General features: G+C 73.0%; 21 protein-coding genes. 7 read left to right on the top strand and 14 right to left on the bottom strand.

Annotated features, from left to right (window positions below; all coding sequences use genetic code 11):
- Positions 1-14 precede the first annotated feature (14 nt).
- The gene (gene lysS, locus ABT026_RS01535) at positions 15-1,793 is read right to left on the bottom strand and encodes a lysine--tRNA ligase (protein ID WP_351110936.1); all 1,779 of its coding nucleotides are present in this window, start codon (positions 1,791-1,793) and stop codon (positions 15-17) included.
- 212 nt (positions 1,794-2,005) lie between these two features.
- Between lysS and argS the strand changes: the two genes are divergently transcribed.
- Positions 2,006-3,796, top strand: coding sequence for an arginine--tRNA ligase (gene argS, locus ABT026_RS01540; RefSeq protein ID WP_351110938.1), 1,791 nt, complete (start codon positions 2,006-2,008; stop codon positions 3,794-3,796).
- Positions 3,797-3,853: 57 nt separating this feature from the next.
- Here the strand turns inward: argS and ABT026_RS01545 are convergent, their stop codons facing one another.
- From ABT026_RS01545 to ABT026_RS01555, 3 genes are read right to left on the bottom strand one after another with little or no spacing between them, the layout of a single operon-like run.
- Entirely contained in the window at positions 3,854-4,474 is a 621-nt protein-coding gene (locus ABT026_RS01545; RefSeq protein ID WP_351110941.1) for a hypothetical protein, read from the bottom strand.
- A gap of 38 nt (positions 4,475-4,512) precedes the next feature.
- Entirely contained in the window at positions 4,513-6,834 is a 2,322-nt protein-coding gene (locus ABT026_RS01550; RefSeq protein WP_351110943.1) for a hypothetical protein, read from the bottom strand.
- A 21-nt stretch (positions 6,835-6,855) separates the two neighbouring features.
- Positions 6,856-7,284: a hypothetical protein gene (locus ABT026_RS01555; protein WP_351110945.1), complete on the bottom strand. Its 429-nt coding sequence runs from the start codon at positions 7,282-7,284 to the stop codon at positions 6,856-6,858.
- Positions 7,285-7,463: 179 nt separating this feature from the next.
- On the opposite strand from ABT026_RS01555, the gene ABT026_RS01560 reads away from it, so the two are divergent.
- Positions 7,464-8,279: a DUF4253 domain-containing protein gene (locus tag ABT026_RS01560; RefSeq protein ID WP_351110947.1), complete on the top strand. Its 816-nt coding sequence runs from the start codon at positions 7,464-7,466 to the stop codon at positions 8,277-8,279.
- Between the two features lie 61 nt (positions 8,280-8,340).
- Here ABT026_RS01560 and ABT026_RS01565 read toward each other — a convergent pair whose 3' ends face one another.
- The 4 genes from ABT026_RS01565 to ABT026_RS01580 form a co-directional block, all read right to left on the bottom strand.
- Positions 8,341-8,751 carry a hypothetical protein gene (locus ABT026_RS01565; RefSeq protein WP_351110949.1) on the bottom strand — a complete coding sequence of 137 codons (411 nt, stop codon included), beginning with the start codon at positions 8,749-8,751 and terminating at the stop codon, positions 8,341-8,343.
- Between the two features lie 69 nt (positions 8,752-8,820).
- Positions 8,821-9,702, bottom strand: a complete 882-nt coding sequence (locus ABT026_RS01570) for an SAM-dependent methyltransferase (RefSeq protein ID WP_351110951.1) — start codon at positions 9,700-9,702, stop codon at positions 8,821-8,823.
- 182 nt (positions 9,703-9,884) lie between these two features.
- A complete protein-coding gene (gene hemB, locus ABT026_RS01575; protein WP_351110953.1) occupies positions 9,885-10,877 on the bottom strand; it encodes a porphobilinogen synthase in 993 nt (330 codons plus the stop codon).
- A gap of 192 nt (positions 10,878-11,069) precedes the next feature.
- Positions 11,070-11,849 (bottom strand): DUF4232 domain-containing protein, encoded by a 780-nt coding sequence (locus ABT026_RS01580; RefSeq protein ID WP_351110955.1) that lies wholly within the window; start codon positions 11,847-11,849, stop codon positions 11,070-11,072.
- 223 nt (positions 11,850-12,072) lie between these two features.
- On the opposite strand from ABT026_RS01580, the gene ABT026_RS01585 reads away from it, so the two are divergent.
- Positions 12,073-13,578 carry a transcriptional regulator gene (locus tag ABT026_RS01585; RefSeq protein ID WP_351110957.1) on the top strand — a complete coding sequence of 502 codons (1,506 nt, stop codon included), beginning with the start codon at positions 12,073-12,075 and terminating at the stop codon, positions 13,576-13,578.
- Positions 13,579-13,593: 15 nt separating this feature from the next.
- A complete protein-coding gene (locus ABT026_RS01590) occupies positions 13,594-15,684 on the top strand; it encodes a PE-PGRS family protein (protein ID WP_351110959.1) in 2,091 nt (696 codons plus the stop codon).
- A 76-nt stretch (positions 15,685-15,760) separates the two neighbouring features.
- Here ABT026_RS01590 and ABT026_RS01595 read toward each other — a convergent pair whose 3' ends face one another.
- The 6 genes from ABT026_RS01595 to ABT026_RS01620 form a co-directional block, all read right to left on the bottom strand.
- Complete coding sequence (locus tag ABT026_RS01595) at positions 15,761-16,138, bottom strand: VOC family protein (protein ID WP_351110961.1); 378 nt, start codon at positions 16,136-16,138, stop codon at positions 15,761-15,763.
- Positions 16,139-16,154: 16 nt separating this feature from the next.
- A complete protein-coding gene (locus ABT026_RS01600) occupies positions 16,155-16,766 on the bottom strand; it encodes a LysE family translocator (RefSeq protein WP_351110963.1) in 612 nt (203 codons plus the stop codon).
- Between the two features lie 264 nt (positions 16,767-17,030).
- Positions 17,031-18,719, bottom strand: coding sequence for a bifunctional uroporphyrinogen-III C-methyltransferase/uroporphyrinogen-III synthase (locus ABT026_RS01605; RefSeq protein WP_351110965.1), 1,689 nt, complete (start codon positions 18,717-18,719; stop codon positions 17,031-17,033).
- Entirely contained in the window at positions 18,716-19,675 is a 960-nt protein-coding gene (gene hemC, locus ABT026_RS01610) for a hydroxymethylbilane synthase (protein WP_351110967.1), read from the bottom strand. The genes ABT026_RS01605 and hemC overlap by 4 nt, the downstream gene beginning before the upstream one ends.
- Positions 19,672-21,465, bottom strand: a complete 1,794-nt coding sequence (locus ABT026_RS01615) for a glutamyl-tRNA reductase (protein WP_351110969.1) — start codon at positions 21,463-21,465, stop codon at positions 19,672-19,674. Before ABT026_RS01615 ends, hemC begins: the two co-directional genes overlap by 4 nt.
- Positions 21,462-22,253, bottom strand: coding sequence for a redox-sensing transcriptional repressor Rex (locus ABT026_RS01620; RefSeq protein WP_351110971.1), 792 nt, complete (start codon positions 22,251-22,253; stop codon positions 21,462-21,464). The genes ABT026_RS01615 and ABT026_RS01620 overlap by 4 nt, the downstream gene beginning before the upstream one ends.
- A gap of 465 nt (positions 22,254-22,718) precedes the next feature.
- On the opposite strand from ABT026_RS01620, the gene ABT026_RS01625 reads away from it, so the two are divergent.
- The 3 genes from ABT026_RS01625 (at position 22,719) to ABT026_RS01635 (ending at position 25,156) form a co-directional block, all read left to right on the top strand.
- Positions 22,719-22,964, top strand: coding sequence for a glutaredoxin family protein (locus ABT026_RS01625; protein WP_502967875.1), 246 nt, complete (start codon positions 22,719-22,721; stop codon positions 22,962-22,964).
- Positions 22,965-23,103: 139 nt separating this feature from the next.
- A complete protein-coding gene (locus ABT026_RS01630) occupies positions 23,104-24,018 on the top strand; it encodes an HAD family hydrolase (RefSeq protein ID WP_351110975.1) in 915 nt (304 codons plus the stop codon).
- 367 nt (positions 24,019-24,385) lie between these two features.
- Positions 24,386-25,156: an ECF subfamily RNA polymerase sigma factor, BldN family gene (locus tag ABT026_RS01635; protein ID WP_351110977.1), complete on the top strand. Its 771-nt coding sequence runs from the start codon at positions 24,386-24,388 to the stop codon at positions 25,154-25,156.
- Positions 25,157-25,290 lie beyond the last annotated feature (134 nt).

The following is a 25,290-nucleotide window of genomic DNA, read 5'->3' on the forward strand; positions in this document are numbered from 1 at the left end:
CGCAGGAGCGGGCGTCAGCCGGCTCCGCCGCCGAGCAGCGCCCGGACGCGGTCCGCGCCCACCGCGAGGAGCAGCGTGGGCAGCCGCGGCCCGGTGTCCCTGGAGACCAGCAGCCGGTACAGCAGCGCGAAGAAGGTGCGCTGCGCCGTCTTGATCTCCGCCGGCAGCTCCTTCGGCGTCGCGTCCGCCGAGAACCCGGCCTGGACCTTCGGCACGCCGTAGACCAGGTGGGTCAGTCCGTCCAGCGACCAGTGGTCGTCCAGCCCGTCCAGCAGCAGCCGCAGCGACTCGCGGGAGGTCTCGTCCAGCGAGCCCAGCAGCTCCGCGTCCGGCTCGTCGCGCACGATGGTCCGCTGGTCGGCCGGCACCTGCGTGTTGATCCACGCCTCGGCCTTGTCGTACCGCGGCCGCGCCTCGTCCAGCGAGGACAGCGGGTGCTCCGGCTCCAGGTCGCTGAGGATGCGCAGCGCCTGGTCCTGGTGGCCGCCGGTGATGTCGGCGACCGAGGCCAGCGTGCGGTACGACAGCGGACGCGGCGTCCCCGGCAGTTCGCCCGCGGCCGTCGACGCGGCACGCGTGTACGCGGCGATGTCGCCGGGCAGCGCGCTGCCGTCGCGGACCTTCGACTCCAGGCGGTCCCACTCGTCGTAGAGCCGCTGGATCTCCTGGTCGAAGGCGACCTTGAACGACTGGTTCGGCCTGCGCCGCGCGTACAGCCAGCGCAGGATCTGCGGCTCCATGATCTTCAGCGCGTCGGCCGGCGTCGGCACGCCGCCCTTGCTGGAGGACATCTTCGCCATGCCGCTGATGCCGACGAAGGCGTACATCGGGCCGATCGGCTGCTCGCCGCCGAAGATCCCGACGATCTGACCGCCGACCTGGAAGCTGGAGCCCGGCGAGGAGTGGTCCACGCCGGACGGCTCGAACACGACGCCCTCGTAGGCCCACCGCATCGGCCAGTCGACCTTCCAGACCAGCTTGCCGCGGTTGAACTCGCTCAGCCGCACCGTCTCGGAGTAGCCGCAGGACTCCACCGTGCAGGTGTAGGCCATCTCGGTCGTCTCGTCGTCGTACGAGGTGACCGTGGTGAAGTCCTTGCCGCAGCCGCCGCAGTACGGCTTGTACGGGAAGTAGCCGCCGGCGCCGGAGCTGCCGTCGTCCTCCTCGGCCGCGCCGGAGCCCTCGGCGGCCTCCAGCTCGGCCTCGTCGAGAGGCTTCTGCTGCTTCTGTTGCTTGTGCTTGAGCTCCTGGGCCGGGTCCTTCTTCTTGGTCCGGTACTGGTCCAGGATCGCGTCGATGTCGCCGCGGTGCCTCATCGCGTGCAGGACCTGCTCGCGGTAGACGCCCGAGGTGTACTGCTCGGTCTGGCTGATGCCGTCGAACTCCACGCCCAGCTCGCCCAGCGAGGCCACCATCGCGGCCTTGAAGTGCTCGGCCCAGTTCGGGTGCTCGGAGCCCTTCGGCGCGGGCACCGAGGTCAGCGGCTTGCCGATGTGCTCCGCCCACGACCCGTCGACGCCCTCGACGCCGTTCGGCACCTTGCGGTACCGGTCGTAGTCGTCCCAGGAGATCAGGTGCCGGACCTGGTGGCCACGGCGGCGGATCTCGTCGGCGACCAGGTGCGGGGTCATCACCTCGCGCAGGTTGCCGAGGTGGATCGGCCCCGACGGGGAGAGACCGGACGCGACCACGACAGGTTTGCCCGGGGCCCGACGCTCCGACGCCTCGATGACCTCGTCCGCGAAACGGGAGACCCAGTCGGTGGTCTCGGTGCTCTGAGCCACGATCGGCACGTCCTTCTTTCCTGAGGGGAGACGCCCGGCCGCCGCGACGCCCGCGCGGCCGTTCCCCCATTCTCCCAGGTGCGGGCCCCACCGTGAAAACGCCTTTCCCTCCTGTCCCACGCGCCGCGCCGCGTGCCCGCGAAACGGCGAGGCGGCCGGACCCCCGGCGGTGGGATACTGGGCGGGCACACCCATCCCTCGAGGAGAACGGCACCCACTCCATGACCTCGGTCAAGTCCCTCACCGCTTCCGTCCACGCGCGCCTCGCGGACGCCCTCTCGGCTGCCCTGCCGGAGGCCGCCTCCGCGGACCCGCTGCTGCGACGAAGCGACAGGGCGGACTACCAGGCCAACGGCATCCTCGCCCTCGCCAAGAAGGCCAAGGCCAACCCGCGCGAGCTGGCGACGCAGGTCGTGGAGCACGTCGTCACCGGTGACCTGATCGCGGACGTCGAGGTCTCCGGCCCCGGCTTCCTCAACGTGACCGTCTCCGACAGGGCGATCACCGAGAACCTCGCCGCGCGCGCCGCCGACGAGACCGGCCGCCTCGGCGTGCCGCAGCGCGAGGACGCGGGCACCACGGTCATCGACTACGCCCAGCCGAACGTCGCCAAGGAGATGCACGTCGGCCACCTGCGCTCCGCCGTCATCGGCGACGCGGTGCGCCGGATGCTCGACTTCACCGGCGAGAAGACGATCGGCCGCCACCACATCGGCGACTGGGGCACCCAGTTCGGCATGCTCATCCAGTACCTGATCGAGCACCCGCACGAGCTGGACCACGAGGCCGACCCCTCGGCGGACGTCGAGGCGGCCGGTGAGGAGGCGATGTCCAACCTCAACCGCCTCTACAAGGCCTCGCGGGCCGTCTTCGACTCCGACGAGGAGTTCAAGACCCGCGCCCGGCAGCGGGTGGTGGCCCTGCAGTCCGGCGACGAGGAGACCCTCGCGTTGTGGCAGCGGTTCGTCGACGAGTCGAAGATCTACTTCTACTCCGTCTTCGCCAAGCTGGACATGCCCGTCGCGGACGACGAGATCGTCGGCGAGTCGGCGTACAACCCGATGATGGCCGAGACCGCCCACATGCTCGAGGAGTCCGGCGTCGCCGTGCGCTCCGAGGGCGCGCTGGTCGTGTTCTTCGACGAGATCCGCGGCAAGGACGACAAGCCCGTCCCGCTGATCGTCCAGAAGGCCGACGGCGGCTTCGGCTACGCCGCCTCCGACCTCTCCGCCATCCGCAACCGCGTCTTCGACCTCAAGGCCGACACGCTGCTGTACGTCGTGGACGCCCGCCAGGCCCTGCACTTCCGCATGGTCTTCGAGACGGCCCGCCGCGCCGGCTGGCTGAGCGACGCCGTCAAGGCCGTCCACCTGCAGTTCGGCACGGTCCTCGGCAAGGACGGCAAGCCGTTCAAGACCCGTGAGGGCGAGACGGTGCGCCTGGAGGACCTCCTCGACGAGGCGTCCGAGCGCGCGGCGGCGGTCGTGCGGGAGAAGGCGGAGGAGGGCAACATCGAGCTCACCGAGGAGGAGATCGCCGAGCGCGGCGCGCAGGTCGGCATCGGCGCGGTGAAGTACGCGGACCTCTCCACGTCCGCGAACCGCGACTACAAGTTCGACCTCGACCAGATGGTCTCGCTCACCGGCGACACCTCGGTGTACCTCCAGTACGCGTACGCCCGTGCCCGGTCCATCCTCCGCAAGGCCGGCGAGGCCCGCCCCGTCGCCCACCCGGAGCTGGAACTCCACGCGGCGGAGCGGGCGCTGGGGCTGCACCTCGACGGCTTCGCCGATCTGGTCGCCGAGGCCGCCGCGGAGTACGCGCCGCACAAGCTGACGGCGTACCTGTACCAGCTGGCGTCGCACCTCACGTCCTTCTACGCGGACTGCCCGGTCCTGAAGGCCGACACCGCGGAGCAGCGGGAGAACCGCCTGTTCCTCTGCGACCTCACCAGCCGCACCCTCCGCCAGGGCATGACCCTCCTGGGCATCCAGACCCCCGAGCGCCTGTAGCCCTCCGCCCGCCCCCGGGTGAGGCCCGCCGCGACCCCCGCGGCGGGCCTCACCCGTTCACCGGACAGTGTCCGGGATGCGGGGATGGTTCCGACAGGGGATGTACCGCACCATCTGCCGGGCGACGTGAAGAACCACATCCTCCTGCAGCCGGGCTCCGGAGGCATCCAGTCGCTCGAGGCGCACCTGCACCTCCAAGGGCAACGCCGCCGCCTGTTCAGGGGGAGTCCCCCGCACCTTGCATGCCATTGCCAGCCGAAGGACGGGGTAGGTCTCCGCACTGCGTTGCAGGTACAGCCCGTCTCCCACCGGCTCGTACGGCTCCCGCGGTACTCGGCTGCGCAGCATGTCCAGCGTGAACGGCGCCCAGTGAACCGTCACGCTGAACCGGGCCGTGTTCTTCAAGCTCTGCAGCCCGCAGGGCTCTGTGCCGTCCCCGACCGAGGGGGACTCACCCGGTTTCCACCGAACCGCTGTGGAAGACAGCGACTCAGCGGCCTGTGCAACCTGGTTACTGCTGCTGAATGCGGTGAACGGTCCCCCACCCATGGCGCGTACAACAGCGCCCACACGGTCACGCCCCAGCAACTCATCGCATCCGGGTGCGGAGGTGGAGAGGGGATGCCTTTCGCCGTCCGGCGCCGTGGCGCAACCACTCAGCGCGATCACCAGGAACACGGCTCCGGAGAGGGCCCTCAGGCTTGGTCTCCTCCCGTTCACTGCGCCAGTTCCCTGTCCTTGATCGTGCCCCTGCCCTGGTGGTACGACCGGCCGACGTCCTGGTTCAACTGACCCACCTGCTCGTACCCCATCCCGGACCGCATGGCGTAGCGCTCCGTGGGCCGCACGGCGCTTTTCTCGCCTTCTTCCGTAACAGCTCCGGCCTCGATGATCGCCCGCCCGTCGTTGTTGAACTCGCTGGCTTCCAGGTACTCCAACGTGTGTGTCCCGTAGGCCGTGTTGACGGTGGAGCCGACGGACTCCACGAAGATCGGCACGGCCACGGCCGTGACCACCCCCGCCGCGGGTCCCGCGATCAGCGCCACTCCGGCACCGACAACCACGCCCACCCCGGCGTTGACGCCGTTCTTCCGCCACTCGGCCGCCTGCTCGCCAGCCAGGTTCTTCTCGTCCTCCATGTCCCTGAACTCCTGGCGCACGGCATGAGCCCGCGACTCGTCCAACATGCCATGCAGTTCTGCCGTGTTCTGCGCGAACAGGCTGCCCCGGCCGTGATCGTTCTCCAGCGCCGCCAGGCCGCTCGCCACATACAGCGACTGCGCGGACTTCAGCGTCCCGTAAGCCTCCTCGTGGCCGCCCGCCAGCATGAGGAAGTTCGCGATGTCCGTCTCTCCGAACGCCGGTTCCGACCCGAGTCTGCTGGAGTCCGCGAAGATGACCTCCCTGTTCGCGTGATCACCACCCCCGACGCCGTAGCTCCCGTAGTTGAACTCGTCGATGTATGCCGCCCCCATGCGGCCGAGGCTGTCCATCATCGCGTCCGGCGGTGGCGTCTCCCGCGTGACGTTGTACCGGTCCATCACCTTCCGCATGATCTCCACCGACTCCGGATCCCGCGGTAGCCCACCGTGGGCAGAGTCCCACGGCGCGCCCGTGACCGCCGCCTCCAAGGCGTGGCCGAGCGCGTCCGGTCCATGGGACGCTGCGGCAATGCCCTTCTCGCTGCCAGGACTCGCCGAGGACTCCGACGGCCAATCGAAGTCCGCCCTCGTGAGCTCGTCGAAGTAGCTGTACCCCAGCTTCCCGGTCGGCTCCACCGAGCCGTCGTCCCGGTACACGGTCGGCGTCGCATCGGAGAAGAACTGCTTCGCCGCCTCCGGGCTGTGGCCCAGCCCTTCCAGCACACTGGCCAAGGGGTCGTACCCGTTGCCCGTACCGCCTCCCGGGTTGAAGCCGAGGTCGCTGTCCTCACCCAAGGCCCCGGGAGTCGCAAGCTCGAACAGGTGCGGGCTCCGATGGTGCAACTGCGCCACGTGCTCGGCGATCGGCAGCAGGAAGCGCGGGTCGTACTCCCCGTGCCGCAGCAGCCCGCCCAGCACCTGGTAGCCGAGCGGCTGCACGGGCCCCAGCGGGTTCACCGCGACCGGCTGCGTGCCCAGCCGCCGGAACTCCTCGCCCCAGCCGGCCGGCAGACGCACCCGGCTGTCCGGATCCGTCGCCGTGGCCAGCGCGAGGCCCATCCCCTCCTGCAGCCGCCGGGTGAGGGCCAGCCGGCTCGCGTCGTGGCCTTCCGTGCCGTCCAGGGACATCCGGCCGTAGAACTCCAGCACCGCCTCCGGCTTCCCGAAGGACCGGTAGAACCCGGTCGCGAACTCCGCGTCGCCGACGTTCCCCTCCAGGATCAGGTCCAGCTCCCGCAGCCGCGCCTCGCTCAGCGTCTCCCCCCGCCCGGCCAGGGCCCGTGCGTGCGCGACCAGGCGCGCGGCCCGCTCGACCTCGACCTGGTCTACGGTGACGTACCGCCCGTCGGCGTCGTGCGGGTCCCCGCCGTGGATCCGGGCGAGCGTCGCGGCGACGTTCTCGTCGAGCTCCGCCGCCACGTCACGGATCCGGTTGATCTCCGCCTCCAGCGCCTTCCGCCTCGCCTCCCGCGAGGTCTCCGGCCGGGCGGCGACCCCCGGCGCGTCCGCCGCGTCCGGCGCGGCGGCGAACCGGCAGCGGGCCCTGCCCCCGCTCCCCTCGGCGACGATCAGGCCCAGCCGCGTCGCCTCGTCCACGGCGGCACGCATCCGTGTCTGGCAGCCGGACAGATCGGCGTGCGCGTCGCTCAGAGCCCGGTGCACGCCGCGCGCCTCGCCGTACAGGTCGCCGATCTCCTTCACCGTCATCCCGACGAACTCCCGGGACACGGACGCGTTCACCCCCGCCCAACGCGCGGCGTCCGCCTTCGCCTTCAGTCCCTTCCGCGCCTGTTCCCGCAGCGCCTTCAGCCCGGCGACCGTCCGCTTCCAGTCGTCGGCGGCGTCCGCCAGCACCCCCAGGTCGACCTGGTACAGGTCGGAGAACGACAGCCCCATGACCTACGACCCCGTCCGTCTCTACGTGAAGTACGTCGCGAGCACCGACACCGGCACTGCGGACGACCCGTCCGGCCCGGTCAGCACGGCCGCGATCTCCGCGTCGTCCCGGGCGTGGGACCTCCGGCTGTGGTCGAGGTGGTTCGAGATGTGCGCCGCCGCCTGCAGCACGGTCCGCACCTGCGCCGACCAGGTCTCCAGCGTGGTCGCCAACGCGCCGCCCGTCACGAAGCCGGAGGACCGCAGCACCGTGGCCGCCCGCCAGGTCACCCCGTCACCGTCCGCACCGTCGCACCCGACGTCGGCGACCCTGCGCAGGTCCTCGTGCAGCACGAACGCCTCGTGCCCGACCGCGCCGAGGTCGTCCTGGTGCACGCGGAGGTCGGAGCCGTCCCGCCCCTGCCGTGCGGCCGCCTCCCCCTTGAGCCGCTCCCACTCGTTCCAGGCCATGTCCTGCCCCGTTCCACCCCTGCCCGCGCGAAGCCCCTGCTTCGGTGGAGGCAGCAGATCAGCTCGGGGCATCTCGTGTCAAAGAGCGCGAACAAGACATACGGGCCGATGGTGCGATCAGCGTCAACTTCCCCACACCGCAGGCCGACTGTCGGCGCCGCCCCCTACAGTCCGACCCCATGGCCAGCCTTCCCAACGCTCTCGTGAACCCGCCCGCCTCCCTCCGCCTGCCGCCCGGCCGTCTCGTCGACACGACCGTCGACGGGCCCTGGCACGAGCCGCTGCTCTGGTACGGCGACGTGCCCCTCGCCGTCGGCGACTGGGCGGTGCTCCGCGCGACCGGCCGCGGCCTCGGTCTCCTGCCGGTCCTCCTGGACGTCGGCCATGACGGCACCCCCGACGAGTGGAGCCTCGCCCCCGCCCGGATGTCGTACCCCGGCGACCACGACGCCGCCGCAGTCCTGGAGGCCCACTGGGACCGGTACCTGGAGAGCCCCGCGTTCACGGACTACGAGGAGGAGGACGAGAACGAGGACGAGGTCGTCCCCGGCGACGCCTGGCAGGGGCTCGCCCCCGCCACCACCCCGGGCGCCGACCCGGACGCGGAGGCCGCCGAGACCGCGGACTTCGTCGCCGACGGCGTGCCCTGGCTGCACGACCCGCGTCCCGCGCTCGTCCCGGCCCGCCGCAGCGCCGACATCCCGGCGGCCATCGGCTGGAGTGGCCCGACGAACCACGAGAACGACGTGGCTCGCCTCTGCGCCGTCCTGCGCTCCTGGGAGGACCGTTTCGGCACCCGTGTCCTCGCCCTCACCGCCGACCGGCTCGCTCTCACCGTCGCCGCCCCGCCGACCACGCCGGAGCACGCCGAGGCGGTCGCCGCCGAGCACTACGCGTTCTGCCCCGACAACATCTACCAGGGCGCCTCCTCGCTGGCCGAGTACGCGGAGCAGGCGGTGCGCGACAGCCCCGTGTGGATCTTCTGGTGGGACTGAGAGCGCGTTGAGTGAGTTCCGGATGTGCGGCCGGACCGCACATCCGGAACTCGCCTTCGGACTAGCCCGGTTTCAACGCGCTCTGCCGCAGGGCCACCGCTTCCTCCAGGAGGGTCCAGCCGTCGGCTGTCGTCTCGCCCGGCACGTCCGGCTGCCAGCCGCGGCGCAGCGCCACCTGGAGCAGGGCGCGCACGGCGCCGGGCTCGTGCAGGTTGAGGTCGGGGCCCCGGACGAAGCCGACGTCGCCGGAGCCGGTGAAGCCCCCGCCGGGGACGTAGCGGCCGGGGCCCTGGTCGAAGACGACCCGGAAGCGGCTGACGGCCCGCTCACCCGGGCGGTACGTCAGCGTGAGCGTCTGGCGGCAGTCCACGGGCGGCCCGCCGTTCGGCCGCCGGTGACTGTGGCTGTGCGTCCACCGGTACTCGCGCCCGTCAGCGACCAGACGGCGCGGCGCGTGCGCCTTACGCGGCATGGGACCGGGCGTGACGGCCGACGCGTCGGGCCGCGCGGAGTCCGGGCCTCCCGAACCGCCCCAACCCCCTCACGGCTTGCGGCCCACGGCGCCGTGGACGCTGATGTCCTCGTCGGTGACGTCGTTGATGTCGGCGTACCGCAGCCGGTCCACCGGTTCCATGGACGCCAGCAGCTCCGGGGCCGGCGGCTCGGGCACGGGGGCCGCTCCGTCGGGGCGCCAGCGGTGCACGGGGACGATGCCCGGCTCCTCGACCACCAGCCCGTTGTCGTCGAAGAAGCGCCCGACACCGGCCTCGTCCCGCAGGACGAAGGTCATGCCGCGTTCCCGCATGGTCCGCTGGACGGGCAGGATCCGCTCCGGGTTCAGGTCGTGGCCAAGGTGGCTGAGCACCAGCCGGCTGCCGGAGGGCAGCGCGTCCGTCAGCCGCTTCACGACGCCGTACGCGTCGGCGTCCTCGACGAAGTGCAGGACGGCGGCGAGGACCAGGACGACGGGACGGTCGAGGTCGAGGGTGGCGGAGGCCTGTTCGAGGAGGGCGTCGGCCGCCCGCAGGTCGCCCTCGACGTAGGCGGTGCGGCCCTCGGGACTGCTGGTCAGCAGCGCGCGGGCGTGGGCCAGGACGATCGGGTCGTTGTCGGCGTACACGACGCGCGCGGAGGGCACGAACCGCTGGGCGATCTGGTGCACGTTCTCCTGCGTGGGCAGGCCCGAACCGATGTCCAGGAACTGGTCCATGCCCTCGTCGCGGGCCAGCGAGGTGACCGCGCGGCGCAGGAAGTCCCGGTTGTGGCGGACGTCGAGGTAGCCCCGGGGATTGACCCGGGCGGCGGCCGCGGCCGCGGCGCGGTCCACCTCGTAGTGGTCCTTGCCGCCCAGCAGCAGGTCGTAGACCCGCGCCGGGTGCGGCCTGCTGGTGTCGATCCTGCGCCACACGTCGTCATCGGACATGGAACGTCCCCTCCCCCGAGGCATGCCGTGCCGGTTCCGTCGACAACCTAGCGGGACGCGGGGGCGGGGCGCGGGGCCGATTTCCGCCAAGATCGGGGCGGACCTGCCGCAGGTCCGCCCCGTCCGGTTCCGCCCCGCCCCGTCCCGTCCCGTTCCGTTCCGTTCCCCCGCCAGGTGGTGGGTCAGCGCAGCATGCGCGCGGCCTCCACCGCCCAGTACGTGAGGATGTTCTGCGCGCCGGCCCGCTTGATGCCGGTCAGGGTCTCCAGGATCGCCTTGTCGCGGTCGACCCAGCCCTTCTCGGCCGCCGCCTCGACCATCGAGTACTCGCCGGAGATCTGGTAGGCCGCCACCGGCACGTCCACCGCGTCGGCGACGCGCGCCAGGATGTCCAGGTAGGGGCCGGCCGGCTTGACCATGACCATGTCCGCCCCCTCCTCCAGGTCGAGCGCCAGCTCGCGCAGCGACTCGCGGATGTTGGCGGGGTCCTGCTGGTACGTCTTGCGGTCGCCCTGGAGGGACGAGCCGACGGCCTCGCGGAAGGGGCCGTAGAAGGCGGACGAGTACTTGGCGGTGTAGGCGAGGATCGACACGTCCTCCCGCCCGATCTGGTCCAGCGCGTCGCGGATGACGCCGATCTGGCCGTCCATCATGCCGCTGGGCCCCACGACGTGGGCGCCGGCGTCCGCCTGGACCTGCGCCATCTCCGCGTACCGCTCCAGCGTGGCGTCGTTGTCCACCCGGCCCTCGGCGTCCAGCACGCCGCAGTGGCCGTGGTCGGTGAACTCGTCCAGGCACAGGTCCGACATGACGATCAGGTCGTCGCCCACCTCGGCCCGCACATCGCGCAGGGCGACCTGAAGGATGCCGTCCGGGTCGGTGCCGCAGGTGCCGAGGGCGTCCTTCTTCTCGTCCGCGGGGACGCCGAAGAGCATGATCCCGGAGATCCCGGCCTCCACCGCCTCCGCGGCGGCCTTCTTCAGCGTCTCCCGGGTGTGCTGGAAGACCCCCGGCATCGAGCTGATCGGCACCGGCTCGCTCACGCCCTCCCGCACGAAGGCGGGGAGGATGAAGTCGGCCGGGTGCAGCCGGGTCTCGGCCACCATGCGGCGCATCACGGGGGTCGTACGCAGCCGCCGCGGCCGCGTACCGGGGAAGGATCCGTACGTCGTCATACCCACCACGCTACGCCCGCGGACAGGCACGTCTTGCCGACGCCCGGTCGGCCCCCCAGCAGGGGGCGGGGGCCGCGGTCCGTACACGGCACCGCCGCGGCCGGGTGTGCGCCCCCCTGTCCGTGGGCACGGCGGTGGGCGGCGCCGTGCCGGTCACGGCGCCGCTCGTCCGGCGGCCCTCCGGGCGGCGGGTCACCAGGCCAGCGCCTGGTCCATCTCCTGCTGCCAGTAGGTGACCGTGTGGGTGCTGTCGACGTACACGCCGCCCGCGGGCAGCGACACGGTGGCGGCGCCGCCACTCGCGCCGCCGGAGCGCCCGGCGAAGGTGACCGTCACCTTGCGGGCGGTGCGGCCGCCCTCGCCCTCGCCGGTGGCCGCCGCGGTCATCACCCCGGCGTAGGCGGCCTCCCCCGGCTCGAGGGTCACCACCGCCTGCGGCCGGCTGTCGTTCAGCACCGGGACGGCCGCCTGCGCGTCGTCGAACCGCAGGAACGGCGCGTGGTAGGCGAGGCAGGGGGCGTCACCGGTGTTGACGGCGGTGATCAGGACGTGGTTGATCGGGCGGGAGACGGCGGTGACGCGGATCTTGGTGTTGGCGGCGGTGCAGGTCACCAGGGCGCTACCGGAACCGGAGCCGCCGCTGCTGTTGGAGCCGCCGGTGGAGCCCCCGCTGGAGCCTCCGGTGGAGCCGCCCTGGTCCGAGCCCTGCTTTCCGGCGGAGCCGGTGGAGGCGCCGTCGCCCTTGCCCGTGGTGGAGGCGCCGCCGGTCGACTTCTCCGTGCCGGCCGGCTTCGTGTCCGTGCCGGCGTCCGGGCTGCCGGCGGAGGCGGCGGGGCGGGAGCCCTCCGGGGAGGGGGCGGGGGAGCCGCCGTCCGAACCGCTGTCGCAGGCGGTGAGCGAGAAGGCGGCGAACGCGGCGGTCGCGACGGCGAGGACACGGACACGGGGGCGGCGGAAGGTGGAGACACGCATGGCGAAATACCTCTCAAGACAGTGGAGTTCGGCAGCCGCTCGACCGGTCGGGCCGAGCGGCGTGCTTGGATGACCACAGCTTGTGGGCGGATTCGTCCCACCGGCGCCGATGCCGGGGCGTACGGGACGCTGGAACGTTCCCGACGCCCTGACCAGCCAGAACGCGGTCGCCTGGAACGCCCGGACGGGACGTCCCGGACGACGGACGAGGGGGAGAGGGACAGTGACGGGGGCAGAGGACACCGCGGAGTTCGCGCGGCGGCTGCGCGAGCTGAAGGACCGTTCGGGACGCAGCTACGGCATGCTCGCCAAGCGGCTCCACATGAGCACGTCGACGCTGCACCGGTACTGCAACGGGGACGCGGTGCCTGCGGAGTACGCGCCGGTCGAGCGGTTCGCCCGCGTGTGCGGGGCGTCCACGGAGGAGCTGGTGCGCCTCCACCGGGCCTGGGTCCTCGCCGACGCCGCGCGCAGACGTCCGGCCCCGGCCCCGGTCCCGACACCGGACGACGCTCCGGCTCCGGACGACCAGGCTCCGGACACCCCGACACCGGACGACGCATCGGCTCCGGACGACCAGGTCCCTGACACCCCCACGCCGGGCACCGCCAGGCCGGGCACCCCGGCGGACGCTCCCGGCGAGGGCCCCACCCCCGCGCACTTGCCGACCGCCCCACAGGCCCGAACGGCGGCCGCTGCCGCCGCCCCGCCGGAGGCCGGGGCAGGGGCCCGGCCGAAGACAACCGGGCCGAAAACCGGGGCCGGGACTGGGGCAAGGGCCGGGGCCGGGGCCGGGACTGGGGCTGAGGCAGGGGCGACCTCCGAACCGGGCGCCCGCGCCCCCCACTCCCCCGCCCGCCGACGCCTGCTCGTCGGCTCCGCCGTCGCCGCCGTGGCCGCCGTGGTCCTCACCGGCACCCTGATCGCCCGTCACGGGGCGGAAGACGACCACGCCCCGGACCGCACCGCCGCCGCCGGCGCGGCCGCGCCCGACAAGGACCCCGCCCCCACGCCCGTCTCCTCCGAGGACACGGCCTCCCCCTCCCCCTCCGTGTCGGCGAGCAAGGCGAAGGAGGACGAGCCGGAGGCGCCCACGCCGCTCCCCGAAGCCTCCGCCGCCCCGCAGGTCACCGGTACGCCGCTCACCGTCTCCACCCGCCCCTTCGTGTGGGAGGACCCCTGCAGCCAGCACTACCTGGTGAACCGGCCGCCCGCCGAGATGGGCCCGCCGCCCACCGAGCCGGACGCGCCGGGGTGGGTGGCCGCCATGGGCGCCGTCTCCGCGCGCGACCAGATGGTCGCGCTGACCTTCCAGGCGAAGGGCGACCGGACCGTCGTTCTCGACGCGATCCACGTCCGCGTCCTCAGGTCCTCCGCCCCGCTGCCCTGGAACGACTACGCCATGGGCGTCGGCTGCGGCGGCAACGTGGCCACCAAGTCCTTCGACGTCCGCCTCGACGACCCGCGCCCGGCCGCCCGGCCGCAGGGAGGTCAGGGCGCGTTCCCCTACAAGGTGAGCGCCGCCGAGCCGCTGGTCGTGTACGTCACCGCGCACGCCTTGGCCCACGACGTGAGCTGGGCGCTGGACCTGGAGTGGTCCAGCGGCGGCCGTTCGGGGACGGTCCGCGTCGACGACCACGGACGCCCGTTCCGCACCAGCGGCAACACCGGCCGCCCCCGGTACGAATATCCGCTGGGCGCCACCGCCTGGAACCGCCCCCTCGGATGACGCAGGATGTGCGGTGTGGGGGAACCGAGGGATGACGTCGAAGAGTTGCTGCGCCGCGCCGGGCTGGAGGTGGCCGCCCCGTCGGGCCCCGATACCCCGCCTCCGGTCCTGCCGCCGGTCCTGCCGGTGCCTGCCGCCTGGCTGGCGGTGACCGACGGCGAGGTCACGCCGTCGGCGGAGATCCCCGCCGGCCGCCATGCCGCGATCGACGCCGCCTGGCGCGCACTGGTCCCGTGGCGCGCCGGCGACCGCGCGGACACGTCGGCGCCCGGGCCGTCCGCGGACGCTGCGGCCTCCGGGTCACCGTCCGGACCGGCCGAGTTCCTCGTCCAGGCCACCCGCCTCCGAAGTGTCGACCCCTGCACCTGCGCCCGCCCGCGCCACCTCGACCCGGACCCGGACCCCGACCCCTGGATCCGGGTCCGCGTCCGCGCCGGATCCGGGGTCGCCCTGGCCGGGGTCCTCGGTGACTTCGTCACCCTCTCGCCCGACGGCAGGACGCTGGTCGGGGCCGTGACGCGGGACGGCGTCACCCGGCTGACCCTGGTGGACGACGTACCGGCCCGCAGGAGGGCGGCGGCCGAGGCGGAAGCGGCGCCGCAGAGCGCACAGGAGCAGGCCGGCGTCTGGGAGGCCCTGCTCGCCACGCCGGCCGGCCGACTGCCGTTGGACGACTGGGCCGGCTCCTTGGCCTACCAGCAGGACACCCCCGATTCGCTGCTCGTCCGCCTCCTGGGGAAGGAGCGCCACCTCTTCCACAGCCGCCTCGCCCCGGCGGTGCTGGCGGCGGCCCTCACCCACCCGAGCCGCAGGATCCGGCAGGACGTCTTCGAGCAGCAGCCCCTCACCCGGGAGCAACGGTCGGAGATGATCCTGGCCGAGACGGACGAGCGGACGCGGTCGGTCTTCGCCCTGCTGGCCGCGACCCGGCGCGACGAGCTCACCGAGGAGGCCTGCGAACGGCTCGCCGCCGACCCGTCCGCCCGGGTCCGGCTGGAGGCAGTCCGCCTCACCGGGCTCCCGGTCCCGCTCGCCCTCCGGCTCGCCGAGGACCCCGAGCCCACCGTCCGTTCCTTCGCCGTCCTCACGGCCTGGGCGCACCTGGACGACGCCACCCGCCGAGCCGTCCTGGAGGACCCCCGCCCCGAGGTCCGGCGACCGGCCCTCCTCGTGCACCACCGCGAACACCCGTTGCCCCGGGCCGTGTTCGAGGCCGAGAAACTGGGGCGGGACGCGCTGCGCTCCTGCGTCCCCGCCGACGACCTGACCGATCACCTGATCCGCCACGGTGACGCCGGGCAGCGCGCCGCCCTGGCCGGCAACCCCCGCACCCCCACCGGCCAGGCGCTCCGCCTCACCCGTGACCCGGACCCGCGGGTCCGCTGGACCCTTTCGCTGCGCCCCGACCTCACCGAGGAACAGCGTGCCGCCGTGGAGTTCGACTCCGACCCGGCGGTCGGCCACATGCGCCCGCTGTGGGTCTTCGACCTCCACGACGATCCCGAGGCGATGCGCCGCCTCGCGCATTCGACGCACCCGCTGATCCGCCGCAGCGTGGCCCGGGCCCGGCGTCTGCCGCCGGACGTGGTCGAGCACCTGGCCCGTGACGAGGACCGCGTGGTCCAGCTCTTCCTCGCCGAGTCCTGCGACGACGCCCCCGCCGACATGCTGCTGCGCGTCGCCGCCTGGTGGTCCGGCAGCCTGACCTTCCCCGACCGCCCGCGCTCGCACCCCAACTTCCCGCGCGAGGGCCTGCTGCGGTTCGCCGACGACCCCAACCACCTGCTCAGACGGCTCGCCCTCGACGACCCGGAGTCCACACCCGCGTCGGTGGAGGCGTTCGCCCTCGACCCGGAGAGTTCGGTCCGGTACCGCGCGGCGCAGGACCCGCGGCTGTCGACGGCGACGGCGGTGCTGCTCCTCGACGACCCGGACGGCTCCGTCCGCCACGCCGCGGCAGGCCACCCGTCGCTGCCCGCCCGGGTCCTGGCCCGCCTCCTGCGTGATCCCCGCACCGCCTCGCGCGCGGTCGGTCACCCGGGCGTCCCTCCGGCGGTCCGCCGCCGCATGGCCGGGCTCGTCGAGTTCGCCCTGGGCGACGGCTGACCGGCGCCTCAGCCGGCACCCTCGGCGCGGGCCGCCGTGACGACGACGGAGCCCGGCGGCGGGCCGGCCCCGTCCGTCACTCGCGCACCAGGCAGAACGGGTGCCCCACCGGGTCCGCGTAGACGCGCCAGCCGCGCCCCGGGTCGCCCGCGTCGAGCAGCGCGCCGCCCAGTTCCAGCACCTTCGCCTCGGCGGCGTCGAGGTCCTGGACGCCGAGGTCGAGGTGGTACTGCTGCGGGCGGGACGGGTCCGGCCAGGCGGGCGGCCGGAGGTCGGGGGCCTGCTGGAAGGCGAGGACCGGGCCGCCCGGCGTGTGCAGGGTGGACCACGCCTGGTCGGTGGACCAGCGGGGGTCCTCCCGGTCCACCTCCCCGCCGAGCAGCTCCCGGTAGAAGGCCGCGAGTTCACGCGGTCGCGGGCAGTCGATGACGAAGCACTGCAGGGTCGCGATCATGCGTCGAGCCTAGGGATCAGGCCGAGGTGAAGGCGAGCGAAATGCCGAGGGCGACGAGAACGGCGCCGATGGTCCGGTTCAGCGGGACCTGCCGCCTCAGCAGCCGCGTCCGCAGCGCCGGCGCCGACAGCACGCCCGCGACCAGGGAGAACCACACCAGGTGGGCGACCGAGATGAACAGGCCGTAGCCCGCCTGCCGCAGCAGCGGGGTGCCCGCGTGCACCACCTGCGTCCAGGTGGAGACGATGAACAGCATGGTCTTCGGGTTGAGCGCGTTGGTGAGGAATCCGGTGCGCAGGGCCGCGCCGTTCGACAGCGGCTCGCCCACCTCGCCCGAGGTGTCCACCTCGACCCGGGAGCGGAAGGTCTTCCAGCCGATCCACACCAGGTAGCAGGCGCCGGCGATCCGCACCGCGGTGAACAGCGCCGGCGTCCCGGAGAGCAGCAGCCCGACGCCCAGCATGGTGTAGGAGACGTGCACCAGGACGCCCAGGCTGATACCCAGCGCGGCCAGCAGACCCGCCGTGCGCCCGTACAGGTAGCTGTTGCGGACGATCATGGCGAAGTCGGCGCCCGGGCTGATCACCGCGAGCACGGTGATGACGGCCACGGCCAGCACCTCGGCCACCAGGCACCTCCGGAGAAGGACGGCCGCGGGCGGCCGGGAACGGCTGGGGAACGCGAGAAGACTACGACGAACCCCCGGAACGCCAGACGCCATGAGCCGCACGCGGGACGCCATGAGCCGCACGCGGGACGCCATGAGCCGCACGCGAGAGGCAGGAGGTCCGAGCGACTACCGCCCCCGCGACGGGGAAGACGGGGGGCGGGGAAGCACCGCGCCCCCGCACCCGGGACCCGGGTGCGGGGGCAAGGCGGGACGGACGGGCCGTCAGCTGGTCGTGGCCCTCCGGCGACGCGCGCCGGGACGCTTCTCGGACGGCCGGGTGACCGGGTCGCCCGCCGCGAGCGCGGCCTCACGCCGCTTCGCGCCGAACTCGGCGAGCGCGGCCGCCAGCTTGGTGACCGACGGCTCCGGGGCCATCACGTCGACCCGCAGACCGTGCTCCTCCGCCGTCTTGGCGGTGGCCGGGCCGATGCAGGCGATCACCGTCACGTTGTGCGGCTTGCCCGCGATGCCGACCAGGTTCCGCACGGTCGACGACGAGGTGAACAGCACCGCGTCGAAGCCGCCGCCCTTGATCGCCTCACGGGTCTCCGCCGGAGGCGGCGAGGCGCGCACGGTGCGGTACGCCGTGACGTCGTCGACCTCCCAGCCCAGCTCGATCAGCCCGGCGACCAGGGTCTCCGTGGCGATGTCGGCGCGCGGCAGGAAGACACGGTCGATCGGGTCGAAGACCGGGTCGTAGGGCGGCCAGTCCTCCAGCAGACCGGCGGCCGACTGCTCGCCGCTGGGCACCAGGTCCGGCTTCACGCCGAAGGCGATCAGCGCCTTGGCGGTCTGCTCGCCCACGGCCGCGACCTTGATGCCCGCGAAGGCGCGCGCGTCCAGGCCGTACTCCTCGAACTTCTCCCGGACCGCCTTGACGGCGTTGACCGAGGTGAAGGCGATCCACTCGTAGCGGCCGGTGACCAGGCCCTTGACCGCGCGCTCCATCTGCTGCGGGGTGCGCGGCGGCTCCACGGCGATGGTCGGCACCTCGTGCGGCACCGCGCCGTAGGAACGGAGCTGGTCGGAGAGCGAGACCGCCTGCTCCTTGGTGCGCGGCACCAGGACCTTCCAGCCGAACAGCGGCTTGGACTCGAACCAGGACAGCTGGTCGCGGCGGTCCCCCGCGGCGGCGCGCTCGCCGACCACGGCTATGACGGCCTGGCCGCCGTCCGCGGAGGGCAGCACCTTGCCCTGCTTGAAGACCTGCGCGATGGTGCCCAGCGTCGCCGTCCAGCTGCGCTGGCGGGTCGTGGTGCCGGCCACCGTCACGGTGAGCGGGGTGTCCGGCTTGCGGCCGGCCGAGACCAGCTCGGCCGCGGTCGCCGCGACGCCGTCCAGCGTGGTGGAGACGACCACGGTGCCGTCGGAGGCGCCGAGCTCGGTCCAGCAGCGGGCGTTGGCGGTGCGGGCGTCGACGAACCGCACGTCCGCGCCGTCCGCGTCGCGCAGCGGCACACCGGCGTACGCGGGCACGCCCACGGCCGAGGCGATGCCGGGCACCACCTCGAACCGCACGCCCTCGGCGGCGCAGGCGAGCATCTCGCGCGCCGCGTCGGAGTCGAGGCCGGGGTCGCCCGTGACGGCACGGACCACCCGCCTGCCGGAGCGTACGGCCGCCATGACAAGATGAACGGCATCACGTTCCGCCGGAACGGCAACGGTTGTTGACGTGCCGTCAACCACCGTGAGCTGCGGCGTGTCCGTGTCCGCGCCGGTGCTCTCCAGGACGGCGCCCGGCCTGGCGTGTGTGCGCACCACGTCCAGCACGTCGGGTTCGCCGACGAGGACGTCCGCACCCGCCAGCGCCTCGACGGCGCGCAGCGTGAGCAGTCCCGGATCGCCGGGACCGGCACCCAGGAAGGTGACGTGCCCCTGATCGGGAACCGCGGGAAGGGTGGTGGGGCTCACTGTGCTCGCTCCCCCATCAGACCGGCCGCGCCCCGGGCAAGCATCTCGGCGGCGAGTTCGCGGCCGAGCGCCATCGCCTGCTCATGCGTCTCGGGGACGGGACCGGTGGTGGACATCTGCACCGTCCGGGAGCCGTCGGTCGTGCCGACGACGCCCCGCAGGCGCATTTCCTTGACAATCTGCCCGTCCCCCAGAAGGTCGGCCAGGGCACCCACAGGTGCGCTGCAACCGGCCTCCAGGGCGGCGAGCAGTGATCGCTCCGCGGTCACGGCGGCCCGCGTGAGCGGGTCGTCGAGCTGCGAGAGTGCGGCAATCAGCTCCGCGGCGTCCGCGGAGCACTCCACGGCCAGGGCTCCCTGGCCGGGAGCCGGCAGGACGGTGTCGACCGACAGGAGCTCGGTGACCTCGTCCGCGCGGCCGATCCGGTTCAGGCCCGCGGCGGCGAGGACGACGGCGTCGAGGTCCCCGCTCTCCACGAACCCGATGCGGGTGTCGACGTTGCCCCGTATCGGCACCGTCTCCAGCCGCAGCCCGTTGGCCCGCGCGTGCGCGTTGAGCTGGGCCTGGCGGCGCGGCGAACCGGTGCCGACGCGGGCGCCGGCCGGCAGGTCGGCCAGCTTGGCGCCACCGGCCGCGACCAGCGCGTCCCGGGGGTCCTCGCGGACCGGTATCGCGGCCAGCGTCAGACCCTCGGCCGGGTAGGTCGGCAGGTCCTTCAGCGAGTGGACCGCGAAGTCCACCTCGCCGCGCAGCAGCGCCTCGCGCAGGGCGGCGACGAACACTCCTGTGCCGCCGATCCGCGTCAGGTGCTCCCGCGAGACGTCGCCGTGCGTGGTGATCTCGACGAGCTCGACGGGCCTGCCGGTGACCCGGCCCACAGCCTCCGCCACGTGCCCGGACTGGGCCATGGCGAGCTTGCTCCGCCGGGTGCCGAGCCTCAAAGCCTTCTCTGTCATGCTCGCCCTCGGTTCTTGGCGTTGGCGTCGATCAGGGTGTTCTGGAGGGTGTCGTCGGCGCTGCGGCCGGCGGCCTTGTCGGCCCGGGAGACGGACGCCACCGTCTCCGGGTCGAGGTCGAACAGGGTGCGCAGCGCGTCCGCGTACCCGGCGCCGCCGGGCTCCGCGGCCAGCTGCTTCACCCGCACGGTCGGCGCGTGCAGCAGCTTGTCCACCACACGCCGGACGGTCTGGGTGATCTCCTGGCGCTGCTTGGCATCGAGGTCGGGAAGCCGGCCCTCCAGCCGGGCGATCTCGCCCGCCACCACCTCGGCGGCCATGGAGCGCAGCGCCACCACGGTCGGCGTGATGGTCGCGGCCCGCTGGGCGGCGCCGAACGCGGCGACCTCGTCGGCGACGATCCGCCGCACCTGGTCCACGTCGGCGGCCATCGGAGCGTCCGCGGAGGCGTCGGCCAGCGACTCGATGTCCACCAGCCGCACCCCGGCGAGCCGGTGCACGGCGGAGTCCACGTCGCGCGGCATCGCCAGGTCGAGGAGCGACAGGACCGGCTCGGGGCGGATCGTCTCCACGGCCTCCGGACGGCGGCGCTCGGGGATCCGGCCCACCGCGGCAGCGGTCGCGGCCAGCGCGGTCACCAGCTCCGGGTCGGGCTCGGGCCGCACGTCCTGCCCGGTGCGCGCGGCCTCCAGGCGCTCCGCGTCGCCGCGGTCCACCCAGGCGCCGTGCTGCTCCAGCGTGGCGGCGTCCATGCCGGCCACGGCCGCCTCGCCGGAGGCGGGGAAGCCGGCGCCGGGCGCGCCCTGCGGCAGTTCGGTCAGGTCGGCCGGCGCGGCCGCGCCGAGGCCGAGGGGGCAACCGTCGGCGTCCTCGGTCTCGCGGGCGCCGGAAGGCTCCGCCGTGCGCGGTGCGCCGCCGGCGGTGACGTCGGTCGGACCGGCCGGGCGGACCCGGCCCTCGACCGCGGCGGCCACCTGCTGGGCGGTGAGCACCAGGCCGGTGGCGCCGGTGCAGGACACGGCGATGTCGGCCCGGGCGAGCTCCTCGGCGACGGCGTCCATGGTGACCGCGCGGGCGCGGACCGGGGACTCGCCGCCCGCGGTGAGGATCTCCGCGAGCCGCTCGGCGCGCTCCACGGTGCGGTTGGCGACCACGATCTCGGCGACCCCGCCGCGCGCCAGCGTGGCGGCGGCCAGCGAGGACATCGAACCGGCGCCGATCACCAGCGCCCGCTTGCCGTCCAGCCAGGCCGGCACCTCGGCGCCGTCGGCGAGCTGCTCCAGGCCGAAGGTGACCAGCGACTGGCCGGCCCGGTCGATCCCGGTCTCCGAGTGGGCGCGCTTGCCGACCCGCAGCGCCTGCTGGAACAGGTCGTTGAGCAGCCGGCCGGCGGTGTGCAGCTCCTGCGCCTGGGCCAGGGCGTCCTTGATCTGGGCGAGGATCTGGCCCTCGCCCACGACCATCGAGTCCAGCCCGCACGCCACCGAGTACAGGTGGTGGACGGCGCGGTCCTCGTAGTGCACATAAAGATAAGGAGTGAGCTCCTCGAGCCCCACCCCGCTGTGCCGGGCCAGCAGCGTGGACAGCTCGGCGACACCGGCGTGGAACTTGTCCACGTCGGCGTAGAGCTCGATGCGGTTGCAGGTGGCCAGCACCGCGGCCTCGGCGGCCGGTTCGGCGGCCACCGTGTCCTGCAGCAGCTTGGTCTTCGCCTCCGCGCCCAGCGCGGCGCGCTCCAGCGCGCTGACCGGCGCGCTGCGGTGGCTCAGACCGACGACGAGCAGACTCATGCCGGCATCACGGCGGGGGCTTCCCCGTCGGTGCCCTTCGGGTCCGCCTCGTCCATCGCGGCGGCGGCCGCGGCCGCGCCCTTGACGGCGGGCGGCACCGGCCTGTCGGAGTCGGCGGCGGCGTCCTCGCCGGCCTTGCGCTGCTCGTGGAAGGCGAGGATCTGCAGCTCGATGGAGAGGTCCACCTTGCGCACGTCCACGCCGTCCGGAACGGTCAGCATGGTCGGCGCGAAGTTCAGGATGGACGTCACGCCGGCCCCGACGAGACGGTCGCAGACCTGCTGCGCCGCGCCGGCCGGGGTGGCGATGACGCCGATGGAGACGCCGTTGTCGCGGACGATGTCCTCGAGCGCGTCGGCGTGCTGCACGGGGATCCCGGCGACCGGCTTCCCGGTCATCGCGGGGTCGGCGTCGATCAGCGCCGCGACCCGGAAACCGCGCGAGGCGAAGCCGCCGTAGTTGGCGAGCGCCGCGCCCAGGTTGCCGATGCCGACGATGACCACGGGCCAGTCCTGGGTCAGACCGAGCTCGCGGGAGATCTGGTAGACGAGGTACTCGACGTCGTAACCGACGCCCCGGGTGCCGTAGGAGCCCAGGTAGGAGAAGTCCTTGCGCAGCTTCGCGGAGTTGACCCCGGCGGCGGCCGCGAGCTCCTCGGAGGAGACGGTCGGCACCGAGCGCTCCGACAGAGCGGTCAGCGCGCGGAGGTACAGCGGAAGCCGGGCGACGGTGGCCTCGGGAATTCCTCGGCTGCGGGTCGCCGGTCGGTGAGTTCGGCCAGTTGCCACGATGCTCCTGCGGGTAGAGCGGGGCTGGGGGCGGCCACACGTCCCCGGACCGCCTCGTCGGATGCAGGCTATGTCTTTGTGAACGTGTGCACAAAGATGGTGTCCGTTTTGCCCCACCGACGTGACCGGGGTCACGCGGTGTTCACGCACGCGCGCGGAACCGGCGGACAGACGTCCGGCTCCCTCACTCGTCGGGGACAAAGCAGCACACGCTCCTCGTTCGATGCACGCCCCCGCAAGCAAATTCGCGGTCAAATCGTAAGCCACACAGCCGGTTCCGCCGAACCGTCACGTCTGGCGAATCCGCAGGTCAGCGCCTGATTCCGGGGTCCCGTGAGAGCTATCTCTCCTCAACGGGGCGTCCACGACCGTCGACAGGGCGCCGCATTCGTGAAGACGATCACGACCTCGTCACCGTCCGCCCGCCGCCCACGCCTGCGCGTGACCGCTGCGGGGCACGGGACAATGGCGGACATGAGTGGTCTGGTGACATTGATCGGCAAGCCCGGGTGCCATCTCTGCGAGGACGCGGAGAAGGTGGTGTCCAAGGTCTGCGACGAACTCGGCGTGCGCTGGGAGCAGAAGGACATCACCGAGGACCCAGAACTCCACCGCGCCTACTGGGAGCAGATCCCGGTGGTCCTGATCGACGGGCGGCAGCACACCTTCTGGCGGGTGGACGAGTCCCGCCTGCGCGCCGCCCTCGCCTGAACCGCTGCACCTCCCGGGCGGACCCGCTCCGTGCGCCGGCGGCCGGTGTGCCGCCGGCGTACGGGAGGGCCCCGCGGTGTTCACAGGACGACAACCTCTCCGCCCCGAACCCGTCCCACGATCTGGATATGCTCACCGCATGGCCGCACTTGGATGGCTCCTCCCCCGAAAGCGCTTCGCCACGGCGCGCAGTGTCCTGGCCGGCGAGGCCGCGGCGGAGGCCGCCCGCAAGTCCTCCGGCGCGCTCGAGCAGGAGGACCGCTTCCCGGTCCTCGGCGACACCAGCGCCGCCGCCTTCTTCGACCTGGACAACACGGTCATGCAGGGCGCGGCCCTGTTCCACTTCGGCCGGGGCCTGTACAAGCGCAAGTTCTTCGACACCCGGGAGCTGCTCCGGTTCGCCTGGCAGCAGGCCTACTTCCGGCTGGCCGGCATCGAGGACCCCGCCCACATGCAGGAGGCCAGCGACGCCGCCCTGTCCATCGTGAAGGGGCACCGCGTCGAGGAACTCGAGATGATCGGCGACGACATCTACGACGAGTACGTGGCCGGCCGCATCTGGAGCGGCACCCGCTCCCTGGCCCAGGCGCACCTCGACGCCGGGCAGAAGGTGTGGCTGGTGACGGCCGCCCCGGTGGAGATCGCCCAGACCATCGCCCGCCGGCTCGGCCTGACCGGCGCCCTGGGCACCGTCGCCGAGTCCGTCGACGGCGTCTACACCGGCCGCCTGGTCGGCGAACCCCTGCACGGGCCCGCCAAGGCCGAGGCGATCCGCGCCCTCGCCGCCGCCGAGGGCCTGGACCTGACGCGCTGCGCCGCCTACAGCGACTCGTACAACGACATCCCGATGCTCTCGCTGGTCGGCCACCCCTATGCGGTCAATCCCGACCCCCGGCTGCGCAAATACGCACGCGAACGGGAATGGCGACTGCGTGACTACCGCACCGGCCGCAAGGCCGCCATGGTGGGCATCCCGGCGGCCGCCGGAGTCGGCGCGGTCGCGGGCGGAACCGCCGCCGCGCTGGCCCTGCACCGCCGCCGGCGCCTGGCCTGACCGGCGCTTTCCCTCACCCCTCAGCCCGTCCGACGCCCGACGGCGCCCGGCCCTTCCCGGCCGGCGATGCCGTCGGGCGTCGTCGTACGCGCCCTTCGCCGCCCTGACGCTCCGCTCACATCGGCCGGAGCCGGACACCGGATGCTCGCAACATGGCCGGATGTGGTCGCCATACGATCTCTCCATGTCATCGAATTCGACCCGAACCGGCCAGGGAAGCGACGTAATCGATGATTTGGGCAACTCGGCGTAGCAGGCCCTGCACGAAGCGTTATTCTCCTCAGACGCAATTCGGTACCCCTCCGTCGCCACGACGGGTGAACGGTTCCGCACTGCACGTGATGGAAGCTCTGCCTCTGGGAGTCCCGTGTACCCACACGTCGGGGTTGACGCCTCGGGCCTGGCTGCGCTCCGCTCAGCGGCCCTGGAGCTGTTGCGCGGCTTCGTCCCCACCGCGTACGCCGTTCCCGCCCTCGCCGCCCCCGCCGGCCCGTGCTACGCCCTCGCCGAGAGCTCGGGCACGGTCGTCCGGAGGGGCCGCGCGGGCGCCACCGCCGCCGCGCCCGCCCGCCGTCCCGCGGCGGACAGCGACAGCGCACGCATGATGGATCTGGTCGAACGCGCCCAAGGAGGGGAGGCCGAGGCCTTCGGGCGGCTGTACGACCAGTACAGCGACACCGTCTACCGCTACATCTACTACCGGGTGAACAGCAGGGCGACCGCCGAGGACCTCACCAGTGAGACCTTCCTGCGCGCCCTGCGCCGGATCGGCACCTTCACCTGGCAGGGCAGGGACTTCGGCGCGTGGCTGGTCACCATCGCGCGCAACCTGGTCGCCGACCATTTCAAGTCCAGCCGTTTCCGTCTCGAGGTGACCACCGGCGAGATGCTCGACGCCAACGAGGTCGAGCGCTCGCCCGAGGACTCCGTCCTGGAGCATCTGTCCAACGCCGCCCTGCTCGACGCCGTCCGAAGGCTCAACCCCCAGCAGCAGGAATGCGTCACGCTCCGTTTTCTGCAGGGGCTCTCGGTCGCCGAGACGGCGCGGGTCATGGGCAAGAACGAGGGCGCCATCAAGACGCTCCAGTACCGCGCCGTCCGCACCCTGGCCAGGCTGCTTCCCGACGACGCCCGCTGACCGGGGGAGGGCCTGCGGCCGCCCCCGGCGGCCGCGTCTCGGGAGGCCACCCTCCGCAATCATCAACTCACTTAAGGTGAAAGGCGGTTGATTCCACCGCCAGTCCGCCCGAAGTCCGTAACCGAAGTGCCCAG

It is taken from the genome of Streptomyces sp. NPDC002734 (assembly GCF_040295685.1).
In the GTDB taxonomy this organism is placed as follows: Bacteria; Actinomycetota; Actinomycetes; order Streptomycetales; family Streptomycetaceae; genus Streptomyces.

Coding starts and splice junctions, on each gene's coding strand:
- argS (WP_351110938.1), top strand. CDS start 2,006: ATGACCTCGGTCAAGTCCCTCACCGCTTCCGTCCACGCGCGCCTCGCG.
- ABT026_RS01550 (WP_351110943.1), bottom strand. CDS start 6,834: ATGGGGCTGTCGTTCTCCGACCTGTACCAGGTCGACCTGGGGGTGCTG.
- ABT026_RS01555 (WP_351110945.1), bottom strand. CDS start 7,284: ATGGCCTGGAACGAGTGGGAGCGGCTCAAGGGGGAGGCGGCCGCACGG.
- ABT026_RS01560 (WP_351110947.1), top strand. CDS start 7,464: ATGGCCAGCCTTCCCAACGCTCTCGTGAACCCGCCCGCCTCCCTCCGC.
- ABT026_RS01565 (WP_351110949.1), bottom strand. CDS start 8,751: ATGCCGCGTAAGGCGCACGCGCCGCGCCGTCTGGTCGCTGACGGGCGC.
- ABT026_RS01570 (WP_351110951.1), bottom strand. CDS start 9,702: ATGTCCGATGACGACGTGTGGCGCAGGATCGACACCAGCAGGCCGCAC.
- hemB (WP_351110953.1), bottom strand. CDS start 10,877: ATGACGACGTACGGATCCTTCCCCGGTACGCGGCCGCGGCGGCTGCGT.
- ABT026_RS01580 (WP_351110955.1), bottom strand. CDS start 11,849: ATGCGTGTCTCCACCTTCCGCCGCCCCCGTGTCCGTGTCCTCGCCGTC.
- ABT026_RS01595 (WP_351110961.1), bottom strand. CDS start 16,138: ATGATCGCGACCCTGCAGTGCTTCGTCATCGACTGCCCGCGACCGCGT.
- hemC (WP_351110967.1), bottom strand. CDS start 19,675: ATGACAGAGAAGGCTTTGAGGCTCGGCACCCGGCGGAGCAAGCTCGCC.
- ABT026_RS01615 (WP_351110969.1), bottom strand. CDS start 21,465: ATGAGTCTGCTCGTCGTCGGTCTGAGCCACCGCAGCGCGCCGGTCAGC.
- ABT026_RS01625 (WP_502967875.1), top strand. CDS start 22,719: ATGGCGGACATGAGTGGTCTGGTGACATTGATCGGCAAGCCCGGGTGC.
- ABT026_RS01630 (WP_351110975.1), top strand. CDS start 23,104: ATGGCCGCACTTGGATGGCTCCTCCCCCGAAAGCGCTTCGCCACGGCG.